The 13568-nt window shown below is 34.6% G+C and carries 23 protein-coding genes and 1 pseudogene; 16 read left to right on the forward strand and 8 right to left on the reverse strand.

The annotated features are described in order from the left end of the window. Positions 1–49 precede the first annotated feature (49 nt). From AC2YJL_RS05680 to AC2YJL_RS05695, 4 genes are all read left to right on the forward strand, one after another. Entirely contained in the window at positions 50–235 is a 186-nt protein-coding gene (locus tag AC2YJL_RS05680; protein ID WP_230933329.1) for a hypothetical protein, read from the forward strand. 80 nt (positions 236–315) lie between these two features. Continuing rightward, positions 316–597, forward strand: coding sequence for a hypothetical protein (locus AC2YJL_RS05685; protein ID WP_025749994.1), 282 nt, complete (start codon positions 316–318; stop codon positions 595–597). A 284-nt stretch (positions 598–881) separates the two neighbouring features. Then, the gene (locus AC2YJL_RS05690) at positions 882–1415 is read left to right on the forward strand and encodes a hypothetical protein (RefSeq protein WP_251568538.1); all 534 of its coding nucleotides are present in this window, start codon (positions 882–884) and stop codon (positions 1413–1415) included. 537 nt (positions 1416–1952) lie between these two features. Next, the gene (locus AC2YJL_RS05695) at positions 1953–2471 is read left to right on the forward strand and encodes a YfiT family bacillithiol transferase (RefSeq protein WP_230933327.1); all 519 of its coding nucleotides are present in this window, start codon (positions 1953–1955) and stop codon (positions 2469–2471) included. A 192-nt stretch (positions 2472–2663) separates the two neighbouring features. Here the strand turns inward: AC2YJL_RS05695 and AC2YJL_RS05700 are convergent, their stop codons facing one another. Next, the gene (locus tag AC2YJL_RS05700) at positions 2664–3134 is read right to left on the reverse strand and encodes an inorganic phosphate transporter (protein WP_230933326.1); all 471 of its coding nucleotides are present in this window, start codon (positions 3132–3134) and stop codon (positions 2664–2666) included. A 4-nt stretch (positions 3135–3138) separates the two neighbouring features. Next, a complete protein-coding gene (locus tag AC2YJL_RS05705) occupies positions 3139–3927 on the reverse strand; it encodes a hypothetical protein (protein WP_487374660.1) in 789 nt (262 codons plus the stop codon). A gap of 220 nt (positions 3928–4147) precedes the next feature. Here AC2YJL_RS05705 and AC2YJL_RS05710 point away from each other — a divergent pair. Continuing rightward, a pseudogene (locus AC2YJL_RS05710) lies at positions 4148–4249 on the forward strand (esterase); the annotation flags it as partial. Between the two features lie 225 nt (positions 4250–4474). Here the strand turns inward: AC2YJL_RS05710 and AC2YJL_RS05715 are convergent. From AC2YJL_RS05715 to AC2YJL_RS05725, 3 genes are all read right to left on the reverse strand, one after another. Then, a complete protein-coding gene (locus tag AC2YJL_RS05715) occupies positions 4475–4633 on the reverse strand; it encodes a hypothetical protein (protein WP_165592303.1) in 159 nt (52 codons plus the stop codon). An 83-nt stretch (positions 4634–4716) separates the two neighbouring features. Then, complete coding sequence (locus tag AC2YJL_RS05720) at positions 4717–4926, reverse strand: alpha/beta-type small acid-soluble spore protein (protein ID WP_050690258.1); 210 nt, start codon at positions 4924–4926, stop codon at positions 4717–4719. 317 nt (positions 4927–5243) lie between these two features. Further along, positions 5244–5408: a hypothetical protein gene (locus AC2YJL_RS05725; RefSeq protein WP_230933324.1), complete on the reverse strand. Its 165-nt coding sequence runs from the start codon at positions 5406–5408 to the stop codon at positions 5244–5246. Between the two features lie 186 nt (positions 5409–5594). On the opposite strand from AC2YJL_RS05725, the gene AC2YJL_RS05730 reads away from it, so the two are divergent. From AC2YJL_RS05730 to AC2YJL_RS05770, 9 genes are all read left to right on the forward strand, one after another. After that, on the forward strand, positions 5595–5801 hold the full coding sequence (locus AC2YJL_RS05730; protein WP_487374661.1) for a hypothetical protein: 207 nt from the start codon (positions 5595–5597) through the stop codon (positions 5799–5801). A 133-nt stretch (positions 5802–5934) separates the two neighbouring features. After that, positions 5935–6117: a hypothetical protein gene (locus AC2YJL_RS05735; RefSeq protein ID WP_487374662.1), complete on the forward strand. Its 183-nt coding sequence runs from the start codon at positions 5935–5937 to the stop codon at positions 6115–6117. 220 nt (positions 6118–6337) lie between these two features. Then, a complete protein-coding gene (locus AC2YJL_RS05740; RefSeq protein WP_369361363.1) occupies positions 6338–7081 on the forward strand; it encodes an HAD family hydrolase in 744 nt (247 codons plus the stop codon). Positions 7082–7211: 130 nt separating this feature from the next. Continuing rightward, positions 7212–7400: a hypothetical protein gene (locus tag AC2YJL_RS05745; RefSeq protein WP_013058440.1), complete on the forward strand. Its 189-nt coding sequence runs from the start codon at positions 7212–7214 to the stop codon at positions 7398–7400. Between the two features lie 186 nt (positions 7401–7586). Next, positions 7587–7925, forward strand: a complete 339-nt coding sequence (locus AC2YJL_RS05750) for a CotD family spore coat protein (protein WP_369361362.1) — start codon at positions 7587–7589, stop codon at positions 7923–7925. 183 nt (positions 7926–8108) lie between these two features. After that, positions 8109–8216, forward strand: coding sequence for a YjcZ family sporulation protein (locus AC2YJL_RS05755; RefSeq protein ID WP_016766356.1), 108 nt, complete (start codon positions 8109–8111; stop codon positions 8214–8216). 290 nt (positions 8217–8506) lie between these two features. Further along, positions 8507–8659: a YjcZ family sporulation protein gene (locus AC2YJL_RS05760; RefSeq protein ID WP_013058439.1), complete on the forward strand. Its 153-nt coding sequence runs from the start codon at positions 8507–8509 to the stop codon at positions 8657–8659. A gap of 297 nt (positions 8660–8956) precedes the next feature. Next, positions 8957–9427, forward strand: coding sequence for a DinB family protein (locus tag AC2YJL_RS05765; protein WP_487374663.1), 471 nt, complete (start codon positions 8957–8959; stop codon positions 9425–9427). 70 nt (positions 9428–9497) lie between these two features. Continuing rightward, complete coding sequence (locus tag AC2YJL_RS05770; protein ID WP_230933318.1) at positions 9498–9653, forward strand: hypothetical protein; 156 nt, start codon at positions 9498–9500, stop codon at positions 9651–9653. Positions 9654–9752: 99 nt separating this feature from the next. On the opposite strand, the gene AC2YJL_RS05775 is transcribed toward AC2YJL_RS05770, so the two are convergent. From AC2YJL_RS05775 to AC2YJL_RS05785, 3 genes are all read right to left on the reverse strand, one after another. Further along, on the reverse strand, positions 9753–9872 hold the full coding sequence (locus tag AC2YJL_RS05775; protein ID WP_269067670.1) for a YrhK family protein: 120 nt from the start codon (positions 9870–9872) through the stop codon (positions 9753–9755). Between the two features lie 163 nt (positions 9873–10035). After that, on the reverse strand, positions 10036–11205 hold the full coding sequence (locus AC2YJL_RS05780) for an MFS transporter (RefSeq protein WP_487374664.1): 1170 nt from the start codon (positions 11203–11205) through the stop codon (positions 10036–10038). A gap of 80 nt (positions 11206–11285) precedes the next feature. Then, complete coding sequence (locus AC2YJL_RS05785; protein WP_487374665.1) at positions 11286–11801, reverse strand: cyclophilin-like fold protein; 516 nt, start codon at positions 11799–11801, stop codon at positions 11286–11288. A gap of 178 nt (positions 11802–11979) precedes the next feature. On the opposite strand from AC2YJL_RS05785, the gene AC2YJL_RS05790 reads away from it, so the two are divergent. Further along, complete coding sequence (locus tag AC2YJL_RS05790) at positions 11980–12882, forward strand: LysR family transcriptional regulator (protein WP_230933315.1); 903 nt, start codon at positions 11980–11982, stop codon at positions 12880–12882. A gap of 306 nt (positions 12883–13188) precedes the next feature. Then, positions 13189–13344, forward strand: a complete 156-nt coding sequence (locus tag AC2YJL_RS05795; protein ID WP_230933314.1) for a hypothetical protein — start codon at positions 13189–13191, stop codon at positions 13342–13344. Positions 13345–13568 lie beyond the last annotated feature (224 nt).

The raw sequence follows: 13568 nt of genomic DNA on the forward strand, positions 1-13568 counted from the left end.
TATAATTATGTTAAAATATAACTATATTTATTTTTTGGTGGTGAAATAGATGAACAATCGAAGCTTGGGATTACTTTTAGTCGGTACAGGAACAGTCTTTTTGGTTTTAGTTTTAACATTACATATTACGGGATTACTATATGGTGTTATTTTAGGTAGCAGCATCGTATTAAATGTGTCAGGTGCAGGTATACTTATGAAGTTTATAGCTGATGAAAAGCTGGCTAATTTGTAGAGGTCTTATAAAGTAAGGTCTATTTTTTATGAATTTTATGATGAAATTTATTTGATGAGAATGTTTGGGGGTACCTTACTTTGGAAATGAACTTTTTTTGGTTAGCGTTAGGATTAGCTGCCCTTGGTTATTTTATAGGCGATGGTTTAAAGAATTTTAGCAAACCTCAAAGAAAATCAAAATATCCTTATTTAATTAAAGAAAAAGATCTACACTATCACTTTCACTTAAGTAAAGGTGAAATTGAAGAGCTGTTAACAAAATATCCCGGGGCTCCAAAGATTGAGCTGAAAGGGACTACATATTATCCGTATCATCAATTCGTTGACTGGCTGTCGTCTAATGAAATCTATAAGGTGTAAAGGAGGAGAAGCATTTAGTCTTTAAAAGCTAGATGCTTCTTTTTTTGAAGATTGGATTCTAATGCCATCGTCACTAGAAATAAACGCTATATAAATTAAAAAATAATTTAACTTTATTGAGATTCACCATTAAAAAGTGCAAAAGTAGAACCGCATAGAAATACAAAAATATACGTATGTCATGGTTATCTAGGTTATCTTTGCCTAGAATCGTTGTACATATTACATAATCTTTCAATTTTAGGTAATAATATTTCTGAAAATACAGTTTGAGGAGACAATTCATGCGTAAGTACAAAAGAAAATTGATCATTTCTTTAAGCGTGCTAATCTTTCCATGGTTAACCGCGCCTTTTATAGGAACAAAATCATTTGTCCGCTTTTTGCCTGTAGCTACTTTCGCTAACTTATTCATCATTGTGTTTACCGTCATTGCCAATCAGAAAAAATGGTTTAGAAATAACAATCCTTTATTTCCTAAAGCACCTATAGATTTTACTTATATTTTAGGTCCTCACTTAATAGGAACGCTTTGGATATTTAAGCTAACGTACGGCTCTTTTCTAAAATACATACTTGCCAATACGGTGTTAGACTGGTTTAATATTTTTCCTTTTGGTGGTGCCTTGAAAAAAGCGGGTATATTTAAAATGAAAAAGATGCCGCCAAGCATGTACTGGGGAATGACTACGGTTTTAGCCGTTGTTTTATATGGATATCAGTACATCGTGGAAAAAGTAATTAGGCAAACAAATGATTCCCAATCAAGATTACAAACGCTTAAAGCAAACATCCAAAAAAGACCTTCCAGTAGCTGAAGGTCTTCTTTTATTTCTGTAGAGGGTTATGACGTATTTATTTAACTCTATTTATTTTCCATAATAAGTTTGCAAGGAAGGCACTAAAAAAGCCAATAGCAATTAAGCAAAAACCAATTTGATACAAAATAAAATTCCAGCTGTCTCCAAAAGAAAAGAGTGTAATTCTTCCTGATTCTATAATATCAACGATAATAAATAACGACATGGTAATAAAATATATTAAAAAGAACTTACTGTAGAAATAGCTTTTATAATCACTGCTCAATTTGCTCACCTCAACTTAATTTTACGGCAAGTTTATCTATATGTTTATTGTTTTAATTAAAAGGGGCCTAATTCAGGAAAATAATTATCATGAATTATAGCAAAGGCAGGTCTTTGTACTGCGGAGAATGTACATGATAGCAACTGAAAGTACACGGCATATTTATAGATTATAATTTTTTATCTATATTTAATTCTGAATATTTAAATTTATTTACATTTAAAATTGCTATAATAGATAGTAATAAAAATAGAAAGAGAGGCAGAAGTATGTTTAATCAATATCCTATTGGAAAATTTACGGTGAAAGAAAATATTCAGAAAGAAGATATTCAAGGTTGGATTCATGACATTGGAGATGCACCAAAGCAATTAGCTGATGCTGTAGAAGGGCTGACGAAAGAACAATTAGCCACACCTTACCGAGAAGGCGGTTGGACATTAAGTCAAGTTGTTCATCATTTAGCTGATTCACATATAAATGCTTATACTCGTTTTAAATTAGGCTTAACAGAGCAAGCGCCTACTATTAAGGCCTATGATGAAGTGGCTTGGTCGGATCTTCCTGATAATGATTTACCTATAGAAGTTTCTCTTCAACTTTTTTCAGCTTTACATAAGCGTCTTCATAAAGTGTTAAACTCACTTGATGAAATAGATCTAAAGAAAACGATCCACCACCCTGAAAACGGGGAAGTGACGATTGAACAATTAATAGCGACTTACGCTTGGCATGGAAAGCATCATATTGCTCATATTACGACATTAAGAAATCACAAAGGATGGTAGAATGGCATTTAACATATGTTAGAACCAAAAAAGCTCTTTTTAAAGGCTTTTTGGTTCTAATAAATGCCATTATGTTAATTAAAGAATATACAGCTTAAAAACAGAAAAACTCCCTCAATGCGTTAAGGAAGTTATTATCAAATCTGCATAGTAATTCATTCATCCTGTATCTTGCTGGGTGATGACTTATTTTTATAAGCCATCAGATCCAACTTTTGAAACACCTAAGGCAAGGTTTTTCCACAAAGTTTGTTCAACGATTTCGGCGTCCGCAGCATGACAATCAACAATGAGTATGACTTCCGAATGTTTGCCACGCAGAAGTCGTTGATTTTTCCTGATTACTTTAAATATAAATAGTTTAATTCCTAGTCCTAAGATAAATCCGATAAAAGCACTAATAATTCCCCAATAAATAGGGCCCCAGCTTAGTTTAAAGCCAATGCTTGCACCAATGACGGAAAAGGCTGTGGCTAGAGCCATTCCTAAATCAATAAGAGAAACTCCATCGGCTCGATGAAGGCTGTCAAAAATTCGACGATCTTCCGTTCGATTATTAAGAGGAACAATAAATATATCTTCTTTCTTTATCCCTTTTTTTTCTAGCTCTGAAACAGCTAATTCTATGTAACTGGAGTATTCAAATGTAGAAAAGACCTGCATGTTTTCACTCCACCTTTTTTCCTTTCGCAATACAAAAGCTTGGATGTTGATACGTTTTCTCGAAGAAATTTTTTTGCTCTCTTTCCACAAGTTTATTGTTCTCAACAGTATTCATGTAGGAATCAAAAGCAGCAAAACCATATAGAGAAGGGAAAAATAACAACCATTCTTTATTTAAAACGGAGGTAGCCTGTTTTATTTCTCCTAAAAATAGCAGAGAAATCCCTTCAAGCAGGTGAGAATAATAAAAGAAAACAACTGCCCAGATGATAACAAAGAAAGCACCAATGATCCGATGAATATAAAGTTGTCCTAGACCTGGCATCAACAAGGACCAGGCAACGGATAGGATGGGATTCCGTTTATCTAAATAGTTTATTTCCATGGCTCCTATACTAAAGGAGTTGAACCGATGATTTTCTCTTTCAGCTAACACGTATATTTTATTTAAATCAACGGTTGTTCGGTAACTATCCCATATAGCAAAAATATAAACGGGAATGTAAATAAGAAGCCATCTTGTATTAAGCACGTCTTTGGCCATATCAATGTTTCCTTGAAAAGAATAAATCATTGCTAAATTTACATGAGATTTAAGGTTTATGACGACCTCCCATATAAATAACACAAAGCCGCGAAGATATTTAGACAGTAGCAAGTGTCCAAACCCAGGAAAAGCTGCTGACCACCAAGCAACAATATAGGGGTTTCTTAAATGAATTTGAGTCGTTCCAAATATACTAACATGAGCAATATAGCGTCTTGCAGTATTGTCATTTTTATAATTATTCATATACGATCTCCTATGGTTTGGAAGGAAATATACTTTTTATACCTATCATTCATATTTAATATGGTCTTGTTTACTTATTTTATGCAATCCATTGATATACACTTAATCTTTGTCAAAATGGAGAATTTGTTGATAAGAAAAAGCTCTTTATTTATGTTAATAAAGAGGTGGTTAGATGCTTCATGGCGTCTTGATTCGTTTGTTCAAGATATAGAAATATATTCAACTTTATGGCATTGGACATATTGGGTTGCTTTCAAATAGTCAGGTTAACGGGTACATAAAAGAAGGGCTGAATGGCGACGGACAAAATACAAACTAATTATTTTTCAGGTGGACAAGGCAGGCTCGCCTTTTATATATTGGGGATTAGACCGTTTGCCTTTGTGTTTCACCAGTATGGACCTGATGAAACACACCCGAAGTCACAGACAGTATCTCCCCCGTCGAAATAGAGTAGACTGCTAAAAGTACCTCGGTTAATTGAGGTACTTTTATAGGTTCTTATACAAAGAGTCCGTGATTAAAAACTGCTTAAAGTGTTTTTTTAATCACGCATTGCGCCTGCTTCTCGAGAAGTCATTGCACCTTGTCCTTCATTTACGTCTCTTTGGATTTCTTGTTTTACTTTTTGTGGATTTGTTGCAGAAGCTGCTGGTTTTTCAGTAAAGCTAGCATTTTCTTTAGCCGGTTGATTTTGCTGCATATAATCTTTCCTTCCTTTTTTATTCGTACAAAAAGGAAGAGTGGATACCCACTCTTCCTTCAGCCATCAATTATAAAGTTGTCTTAGAAGCGTCCGCCGCCAAGTTGTTGCTCAGCTAATTGCACAAGACGTTTTGTAATTTCGCCACCTACTGAACCATTTGCACGTGCAGTTGTATCAGCACCAAGGTTTACACCAAATTCGCTAGCGATTTCATATTTCATTTGATCGATTGCTTGTTCAGCACCGTATACTACTAATTCATTGTTGTTGCTGCTTTTGTTGTTTGCCATGTTGTGTCACCTCCTTGTTTTTCTTAAGTTTCCTAGAGGCCAAGAGGTATATGTGTGGTAAATGATGGATGTTTATTTTTTTATCAGGATAACATACTAGTTTTTAGAAACAACCGACACTGTAAAAAGTGAAATTAGATGTTTCATTTCCTTGTGAAAAAAACTATATCCTTGCCATGTGTAGGAGAAAGAATGACATTTTGTTTGTCATTCTTTTTTCATGTTCATGTGTATACCATTTAAATGACAAATGACTAACACCTTTTGGTGACCATGAGATGCCCTCCTCGTCATGTAAAAGGATAAAGTGATTAAGCTTATTTATTTTCTTTTCCTTCTTGCTGATTCTGTCCTTTTTCAATTCCAGTGTTTGACTGAAATCCGACTCGATAAGTTCCTGATTTTTGTTGCTTTACTGAATCTGGCATTTGATACTGCTTTAAATCATCCTGAAACTGTCTTGTGCTTGGATTTCTTTCCACTTATATTCCTCCTCAGTAAATTAAGTTTTGACGCTTTAGTTTCCCCATTTCGTAAAACAATTAAGCATGTTGTATATGTCTCTTAGCAACAAGTAGCTAATTAATTCTCGGGAAATAAAAATATAACTTAACCTTCCACTTATTTTATCTTCAAATTTTCAAACAATAGGGCTAGGAGGTGTTTTTATGCCAATGAAAGACTTTAAAGATGTTGATAATTCAGTAATTGCAGAAAGAGTTGATTATAACAACTATAAAAATAAAGATAGCAATAATGATCCTACGCTTAACCGTATTGTCGAAGAAGATGGGCGTGCTCTCGACCCAAGGGAAACCTTAGAAAATTTCTTTACTGACCTTGAAGGTGAAGAGCCACAAGAAATTACAACTTAATAAAAAAAGTAGAAAATGACGGATCTTTTTTAGCGAAAAGACCTATGAAACGCAGATATTTTCATTAAAGAACCTGCTGTAAGCGAGTTAACAGGATTTAGAAAAATGAGGGCTATTAATAGAGGTGAACTTAATGTCGCACACAGAAACTGAACGAACAACGTATATGTATGATCCTTTCACTATACAAGATCTTGAAATGAATATATCTAAAGAAGGCGAAGGCAGCCAACTGCTAATAAATCGTTCAGGACTGAGTACCTCTACGTTCAAAACAAACATGAATAGAAAACATTTTGAACGTTATATTTATTAGCAGGAATATCCTGCAGCTTTTTATCTTATAAAAAGATCCTTCTATTTTATACGCTAGAAGGGTCTTTCCATTAAATATTCTCATTTCAGTATAGTAATCAATTGCTTGTGCCTAACGTATTGGGAAATTCACCTTCGTGCTAGATTTGGATAGGTAACAAAAGTGGTTAGTGTTTTTTTATATACTGTCTGTACATCCATTGTAGAAAGGATTTAACGAAATGCAGAAGCAAACCTTACTTTTTAATTTAGACGATACGCTTGTTCACTGTAATAAATATTTTAGAGACACCATAAATGCTTTTGTGGCTCAATTGCAGGAGTGGTTTGAGAATCTGACTAAGGAAGAAATAAAACAAAAGCAGTTAGAGATAGATTTAAAAAGTATCGAAAAGTATGGCCTTCACTCTTCCCGCTTTCCAGAATCATTAGTAGCTACTTATTTATTTTTTAGTGAACAAAATCATCAAGATATCCATGACGATAGAGTCGAAAGAATCAAAAAAATTGGTCAAAGTGTATTTGAAGTACCGATAGAGCCTTTGCCAAATATGTATGAAGTATTAGATAAGCTAAAAGAACAAGGACATAATCTCTACTTACATACAGGTGGAGACGAGGAAAATCAAGGTAGAAAAATTGTTCAGCTAGAGCTAGCTAAATACTTTGAAAAAAGAGTGTTCATTTCTGAACAGAAAGATACATCTGCATTAAAAGAGATACTAAACCAAATTAAGTACGATCCAAAAAAGACTTGGATGATTGGTAATTCATTAAAAACCGATATAAGACCGGCAGTAGAAGCTGGAATACATGCGATTCACGTGCCTTCTGAACTGGAGTGGAGCTACAACGAAGTTAAAATTGATATTGCGCCAAAAGGTAAATTGATAACCGTTAATTCGTTGCTGGAAGTTCCAGAAATCATTCAAAAGCATGCTCAAGAAACGGTTGTGTCTACCTAATATTAGGTCATATGTAAAAACAATATACAGAAACAGCCAACCGTTGATTAAACCTTATCCAACGGTAGCCAGATAAAATTCTTATGTTTTTTCTAATCAATTCACATACTATACAGAGGAGGTGACTGATATGGCGGATCAATCCAAAGAATCAGAAAAGATGATATGTGAAGATCATAATTCTCCAGTTGACGAAAGAAGCTACGATTTATACGAAGCGACGCGTAATTCACTTTTACGTAATGAATTAGACGATAAAAACAAAACCATTTTAAATAATATTGATAACGCAGCGATGGATGTTAATCTTGAGGAATAATAGGCATTAAAAAACCTTCTATTTCTTAGTCTCATAGCTATGTTACTAAGGATACACGTTTCTTTTTCTCTTGGTAAAGAAGACCCTAAATCATTAGGGTCTTTTTTAGGTATTTGTCCAAACATTCTATGGTTGTTTCACATACAGTAATAGGAGTCTACTAACAGAAAGGAGAAGATTTTTAATATGAGAAACAACTATCCTTATCAGCACTCTAATTACGGTGGTTATCAAGGGGCTATGTATCCTCAGCAAGGTAACTGCGGTTATCCACAAGCTAAACCATGTGGTCAATTGCCTCCTCAAACCATGCCTGCTCAGTATGACCCAGTTAAACAAAACACATCTTTTACTGGTCAAAATGTGTTTGTACCAGTGGTGCATCCTAGTCATATCACAAATGTTTATCAAAAAAATTATAAATATATGCACTCATTCCCGCATACAGAATCCGTTGTATGTCAGGAAACGCATCAGCATTTTTGTGCTCCAAGCTGTCCTCCTAGACCTCGTCCTTGGCGCTGATAGCCGAAAAAGCCCCTTCATTTTTTACTATGTGAAATTGATGGTATCTAGCTATCGTTAAACAAAGTAGCCTATTTTAGAGCAAAATACAATCGATATGAGCTATGTCTACATATAATACCTTAACCCATGTATATTTAAAGTTTTTTCCTTTAGTTAAATACCACGAAAAGAGGTGTTTGTATGTCTAGTTATGGTGGAGCAGGTTCTGGTTTTGCTTTATTAGTTGTTCTGTTTATTCTTCTTGTCATTATTGGATGCAGCTGTTACGGCCGCGGATTTGGCTATTAATAACAATAAAAAAGTCTTTCTCTAATGTGAGAAAGACTTTTTTATTCTAGGTTGTGCGGGGATACTTTTGTACGCAATAGAACTGATTGGGCGGAATTCAAACAATCTATTGCAGAGGGAGTAAAACTCATATATGGGTGGGATCTGAGGATGCTTCATTGTATGTAAAAGAAACTAAAAGGTTATTATTTTTTATTTATAGTGATATAAAACGTAGTCTATCCACTTCGTGGAGCACATTTCGTTTTTCATCATATGCTAAATGTATGAAGAAGAAGGAGGTGAAGTTTATGTTCTTTGGCGGTTATGGCGGAGGTTGTGGCTATGGTTATGGCGGCGGCTGCGGTTACGGCGGTGGCAGTGGTTTTGCTTTAATTATCGTGCTGTTTATCTTATTAATCATTATTGGCTGTGCTTGTTGGGGAGGATTTGGCGGTTGCTAATTATTAGCCTGCCTTTCTCTCTGACTTAAAAAAGTTAGCTTTATGCTAGCTTTTTTTATTTGTTAAATAGGGACATGTATAGTGATTAGTACTAATACTTGCTGTGTTAACTAATGGTTTACAGCTTGTTACTAAGCGTTTATGGAATTTTTTACATATTTATTGTAAGCTAAGCCTTAGAGGTGATGAAGGTGAATTTAGGGGAACAGCTGGAGAAGTTAAGAGAAGAGAAAAAGATGTCCAGGGAAGAATTAGCTGGGGAAATCATGTGAAATGATGATAGGAGGAGGAATGGAAATGAATGGAACAGATGCAATAGTATTAAATATAAAAGAGATTAGAAGAAGAAGTATAAAGGTTTGGCAAGCAATTCCTGATGATAAACTCGATTGGAAGCCAGATAAAGAAGCTATGACATGCATAGAAATGGTTCGTCATGTCTTGGAGTCAGAATACTATTATCATCTAGCTATCGAAAATTTGGGCAGCTTAAAGGAATTTGATTCTCCTTTTGAAAAAAGACCCTTACAATCTATAAAGGATGAATTGGAGTTTACAGCATCATACCACCAACAATTTTTAGACATGGTTACTACTTTTTCTGAAGAAGATTTAACTAACATTCAAATAGACCGTTCAGATGTTGGTTATATTCGTTCTTTAGGGGATATGTTGATGCGGATAGGCTATCATGAATCCGTACACGCTGGACAACTCTTACAGTATTTGAGAATTATGGAGGTTGATCGACCTAGAATATGGGATTAAATCAATTAACTAATATGTATATTATAGATAAAATTAGTTACCGTTTTTAGATAAATTAAAGAAATTTTTTGTGGTGCAAAATTACTCAAATGAAGAAGACCGTGCAACAAATTTAGGTATTTTCACAGAGGAGCTAACCTCTCATAAAAAAGATTTAGGTGATGGAAAGTTTGTAATTGCTGTGACTTCTCATAAATTGAATGAAAAAGGGTTAGACCTAGAGTAATATATTTGATTTAAAAGTGGAACCAAATGGGGTGTAGGCTAACGCGTACACCCCATTTTGATATATAGAATTCACAAGGAGAATTTTTCGCAAAGAAGATTATTTATTGGGGTAATCTGCCTTTAAATATTTTCGTAAGTGAAAATCATGAACTAATTTAATCGTTGGACGAATGAGCAACAGCACGCTCCCAAGAATAAATAACCAAATCCCTATCAAGAAGCCATTAATCGTATTTATAGCTTTATAATGACTAATAATTTTTACAGTGCGATTAAGCGCTTTAATTTATAGGTAGATTAGTAAGCACTCTCATTATGTAATAAAAGAAAACAAAGGGATCCTATATACGGATCCCCAAAAAGAAAGTTACGTTGATGCCTTATTTTGAAAGTTGACTTACAGGACGATGCATGTAGCTTCTTGGTAAAATAAATACTACGCTCAAGACTAATGACAAGATCCCCACTAGTACGACGTATTCTGTACCCATTCCTGATATAAATAGTCCACCTACAGCTGTACCAATCGTTGTTCCTAAGTTAACGGATGCTAAAAATAATCCATTTGCAAAATCAGGTGCTTCAGGAGCTGCTGATGAAATCCAATATTGATTAATATTCGTTCCTATACCAGCGAATATTCCCCAAACTAAAGTCATGATAGCCATAGGCCAAGTAAACTGTCCGGTAAAGAATAAAATGATGTAAACGACTCCCAACGCGAAAGGGAAAACTACTACCGTTTTGATGGCATTTTTCGTAAGTAACTTCCCTGCGATAATGTTTCCAATAATATTTGCCACACCGAATAGAATTAACATGAAGCTAATTAATTTTCCAGAGATGTTCGTAACGCTTTTAAGATACTCAGCAAGATAGCTGTAAACCCCAAATACTGCTGAATTCAGTAAAAGGACAGCAATAATGGAAAGCCAAGTAACGGGGTTCTTTAATACGCTGAGCTGAGTTCCGTAGGAAAGACTTTCTTTAACAGGCATAGAAGGGAAGAATGCCCATGTAGCAATAAATACTATAGCGTTAATGACAGCGAAAAATGTCATTGATAGTTGAAATGAAACTGTGCTTGCAAGAAAGCTTGCGATTGGTACACCAAGTACCATACCTGCAGATACGCCAATAAAGACTTTTGAAACGGCTTTTGGAGCGTCTTCTTTGTTAACGGAGTTCGCAGCCATTGTAAAAGCTGCTGAAAAATAAATTGGATGAAAGATAGCTGGAATCACACGCGCAATGATGGCAACAGCAAAGTTAGAAGTTAAGATAGAGATAATGTTACCTAAAACGAAAATACCAAGTACAAGCAACATCGCTTTCTTGCGGTTGACCCTTGAAAATAATAACGGCATAGTTGGACCGGATATTGATACAGTAAGTGCAAAGAGACTCACCAGCCACCCGGCCTTTGATACACTGATATGAAAGTGATCCGCAATGTAGGGCAGTATCCCTATAACCCCCATTTCGGTATTTATAATCCCGAAAGCTCCTAAGGTTAAGACAAATATAAGTAGCTTATGTTGTTTAGACATAAAATCAATTTCCTTCTTTCTAAAAGAGTTCTGTTCTAGCTGCTTAAAAGCCGGCTGTTTACCGAGCAATTGTCATGTTTTTACTTAGTCACTTTTTCAATGGTAACTGTAAAATCACCATGAATATTTTCAACGTTTTCTTTTCCAGACTCAATTTGACCTAGTATGATAAGGTCATTTGTGGCATCCTCAAAACCTTTATAAAAAATAGCTACATTTCCCCAAGGAGCGTAATAAGCAAAGTCGCCTTTTTTTGATGGATCTCCAGCTTGTCCATCATCTGCTGATAATCTTTTTTGTAAAATACTAATTTTCTCTTTACCTATATAATCTTCAAAAGTGACTGTTAAAGGCAATTGAGCTAGAAAAGCCATACTTGCTGGGTTATCGTACATCCTAATCAAGACTTCTTTATCGTTAAACGTTAATTTGATTCTTGTACCTGAAATAGAATCTTCTTTTGGCTGTTCTGGTGCTTGGTTTGAAGGATTACTTGCATTATGATCTCTGTCCGCTGCAGATGAATTATTGTTGCTACAAGCAGCGAGGCCAAGGCTTGTTACTAAGATAGAAGACAGACATAAAAATTTTTTCATTTTAAACTCCTTTCAATTTTGAATAATTAAAAGTGTTGCTTTCGTGATATGAACTTCGTTGCTATTTATTCTAATGGCTCCTTTTAAATATAGAAAATACTTATATCTTATATCATGGTATGCTTGATAAGCATTTCTGAGATATATATACTAAAGCTTGTGAAAGGAGAAGCGGTATATGGAAGTTCGAGTTTTGCGCTATTTTCTTACGGTTGCAAGAGAAGGAAACATCACGAGAGCTGCTGATTTTTTGCATGTGACACAGCCAACTTTGTCGAGACAATTAAAAGATCTTGAACAAGAGTTAGGTAAAAAACTATTTATTCGCAGCAGTCATAGTGTCATTCTGACAGATGAAGGAATGCTTCTGCGAAACAGGGCAGAAGAAATCGTTAATATGGTGGATAAATTAGAGGCAGAGTTTAGTTCGATGGAAGAAACAATAGGTGGTGATGTCTATATAGGCGGCGGGGAAACTGAAGCAATGAAACATATTGCACGAGTAGCAAAAGATGTACAGGTACGTTATCCCAATATACGATATCACCTTTACAGCGGAAACGAAGAAGATATAACGGAACGGCTTGACAAGGGATTGCTTGATTTCGGTATTTTAATTCAGCCAGCCGATATTTCAAAATACAATTATCTGAATATGCCTGCCAAAGATGTTTGGGGCGTTGTTATGAAAAAAGACAGCTCTCTTGCCGTCAAAGAAGGCATTCAAGCTGAAGATTTAGTAAACGTTCCACTGATTTGTTCACGACAAGCCGTGAAACAGACGTTTTCAAAAAATGAGTTTGCGGATTGGTTTGGCGAAGATTTTCATAAATTAAACATTGTCACTACATACAATCTTGCCTATAATGCGGCGATTATGGTTGAAGAAGGCGTTGGATATGCCATAACACTTGATAAAATCGTCAATACGTCTACGACTAGCAATCTTTGTTTCAAGCCGTTACAGCCAAGACTTGAATCAGGTTTAAATATCGTGTGGAAAAAGCATCATGTTCTTTCAGCTGCGGCGGCTGCGTTTTTAAAAGAACTGCAGGAAGAATTTGCTCCACCTAGAAAATGAAATTTTTGATAGCAGTCTACTTTAAAACAGCCATAAAATTGGCTGTTTTTTATTGTTTGAAAATGTAAAATAACGGTTTCTTTTTTCTTTAATTTATTACAAAAAAATCAAATGTACTTAAGGAATTTCTATCAATTATAGTAACAATTGTTAAATTTTATCTTAAAGGTGATATTCTTATAAATATTCAATCAGTATGCTTTCAAAGCTATTTATGGATTTTATTTATGGATTTAATGTTAGAGTATGAAACAAGTATGGAGAGCCATGATTGCTTTATTATTTTAAACGAAGGATGAGTGATGTATGAACAAGCTTATAATACCAGGCGTATTAGTGATCTTCGCTTTATGGATTTTAGTACAATTGGCTTTAGGAGGGGATATTTTCAAAAATCCTCTAAATTATTTTATTTTAATAACGGTTTTCTTTTTATTTATCCAACAAGCTAAGGAGAAATAGCCTGACATGATCGCTGCTGTGTAGTCTATAGCTATAGACTACTTTTTCTTTTGGGTACGTTAAAATAATTTTAGCTACAAGCTAATTAGAAAAGAAGGTTGAACCTTGCTTTATAAAAAGCACCTTACGACTGTAAAAATGGTTAAAATTCAAAAAAATATTAAACAGTACCTTGCAATAAACAATAGCTGGTGATATATTGTAATTATTAGGAAATCATTATG

This window comes from Priestia sp. SRI_019 (assembly GCF_057586255.1).

Bases quoted from the DNA above. Each gene is read 5' to 3' on its own strand.
- AC2YJL_RS05680 (WP_230933329.1), top strand. From the start codon at position 50: ATGAACAATCGAAGCTTGGGATTACTTTTAGTCGGTACAGGAACAGTC.
- AC2YJL_RS05690 (WP_251568538.1), top strand. From the start codon at position 882: ATGCGTAAGTACAAAAGAAAATTGATCATTTCTTTAAGCGTGCTAATC.
- AC2YJL_RS05695 (WP_230933327.1), top strand. From the start codon at position 1,953: ATGTTTAATCAATATCCTATTGGAAAATTTACGGTGAAAGAAAATATT.
- AC2YJL_RS05700 (WP_230933326.1), bottom strand. From the start codon at position 3,134: ATGCAGGTCTTTTCTACATTTGAATACTCCAGTTACATAGAATTAGCT.
- AC2YJL_RS05705 (WP_487374660.1), bottom strand. From the start codon at position 3,927: ATGAATAATTATAAAAATGACAATACTGCAAGACGCTATATTGCTCAT.
- AC2YJL_RS05715 (WP_165592303.1), bottom strand. From the start codon at position 4,633: ATGCAGCAAAATCAACCGGCTAAAGAAAATGCTAGCTTTACTGAAAAA.
- AC2YJL_RS05720 (WP_050690258.1), bottom strand. From the start codon at position 4,926: ATGGCAAACAACAAAAGCAGCAACAACAATGAATTAGTAGTATACGGT.
- AC2YJL_RS05730 (WP_487374661.1), top strand. From the start codon at position 5,595: ATGCCAATGAAAGACTTTAAAGATGTTGATAATTCAGTAATTGCAGAA.
- AC2YJL_RS05735 (WP_487374662.1), top strand. From the start codon at position 5,935: ATGTCGCACACAGAAACTGAACGAACAACGTATATGTATGATCCTTTC.
- AC2YJL_RS05740 (WP_369361363.1), top strand. From the start codon at position 6,338: ATGCAGAAGCAAACCTTACTTTTTAATTTAGACGATACGCTTGTTCAC.
- AC2YJL_RS05745 (WP_013058440.1), top strand. From the start codon at position 7,212: ATGGCGGATCAATCCAAAGAATCAGAAAAGATGATATGTGAAGATCAT.
- AC2YJL_RS05750 (WP_369361362.1), top strand. From the start codon at position 7,587: ATGAGAAACAACTATCCTTATCAGCACTCTAATTACGGTGGTTATCAA.
- AC2YJL_RS05755 (WP_016766356.1), top strand. From the start codon at position 8,109: ATGTCTAGTTATGGTGGAGCAGGTTCTGGTTTTGCTTTATTAGTTGTT.
- AC2YJL_RS05760 (WP_013058439.1), top strand. From the start codon at position 8,507: ATGTTCTTTGGCGGTTATGGCGGAGGTTGTGGCTATGGTTATGGCGGC.
- AC2YJL_RS05765 (WP_487374663.1), top strand. From the start codon at position 8,957: ATGAATGGAACAGATGCAATAGTATTAAATATAAAAGAGATTAGAAGA.
- AC2YJL_RS05780 (WP_487374664.1), bottom strand. From the start codon at position 11,205: ATGTCTAAACAACATAAGCTACTTATATTTGTCTTAACCTTAGGAGCT.
- AC2YJL_RS05785 (WP_487374665.1), bottom strand. From the start codon at position 11,801: ATGAAAAAATTTTTATGTCTGTCTTCTATCTTAGTAACAAGCCTTGGC.
- AC2YJL_RS05790 (WP_230933315.1), top strand. From the start codon at position 11,980: ATGGAAGTTCGAGTTTTGCGCTATTTTCTTACGGTTGCAAGAGAAGGA.
- AC2YJL_RS05795 (WP_230933314.1), top strand. From the start codon at position 13,189: ATGAACAAGCTTATAATACCAGGCGTATTAGTGATCTTCGCTTTATGG.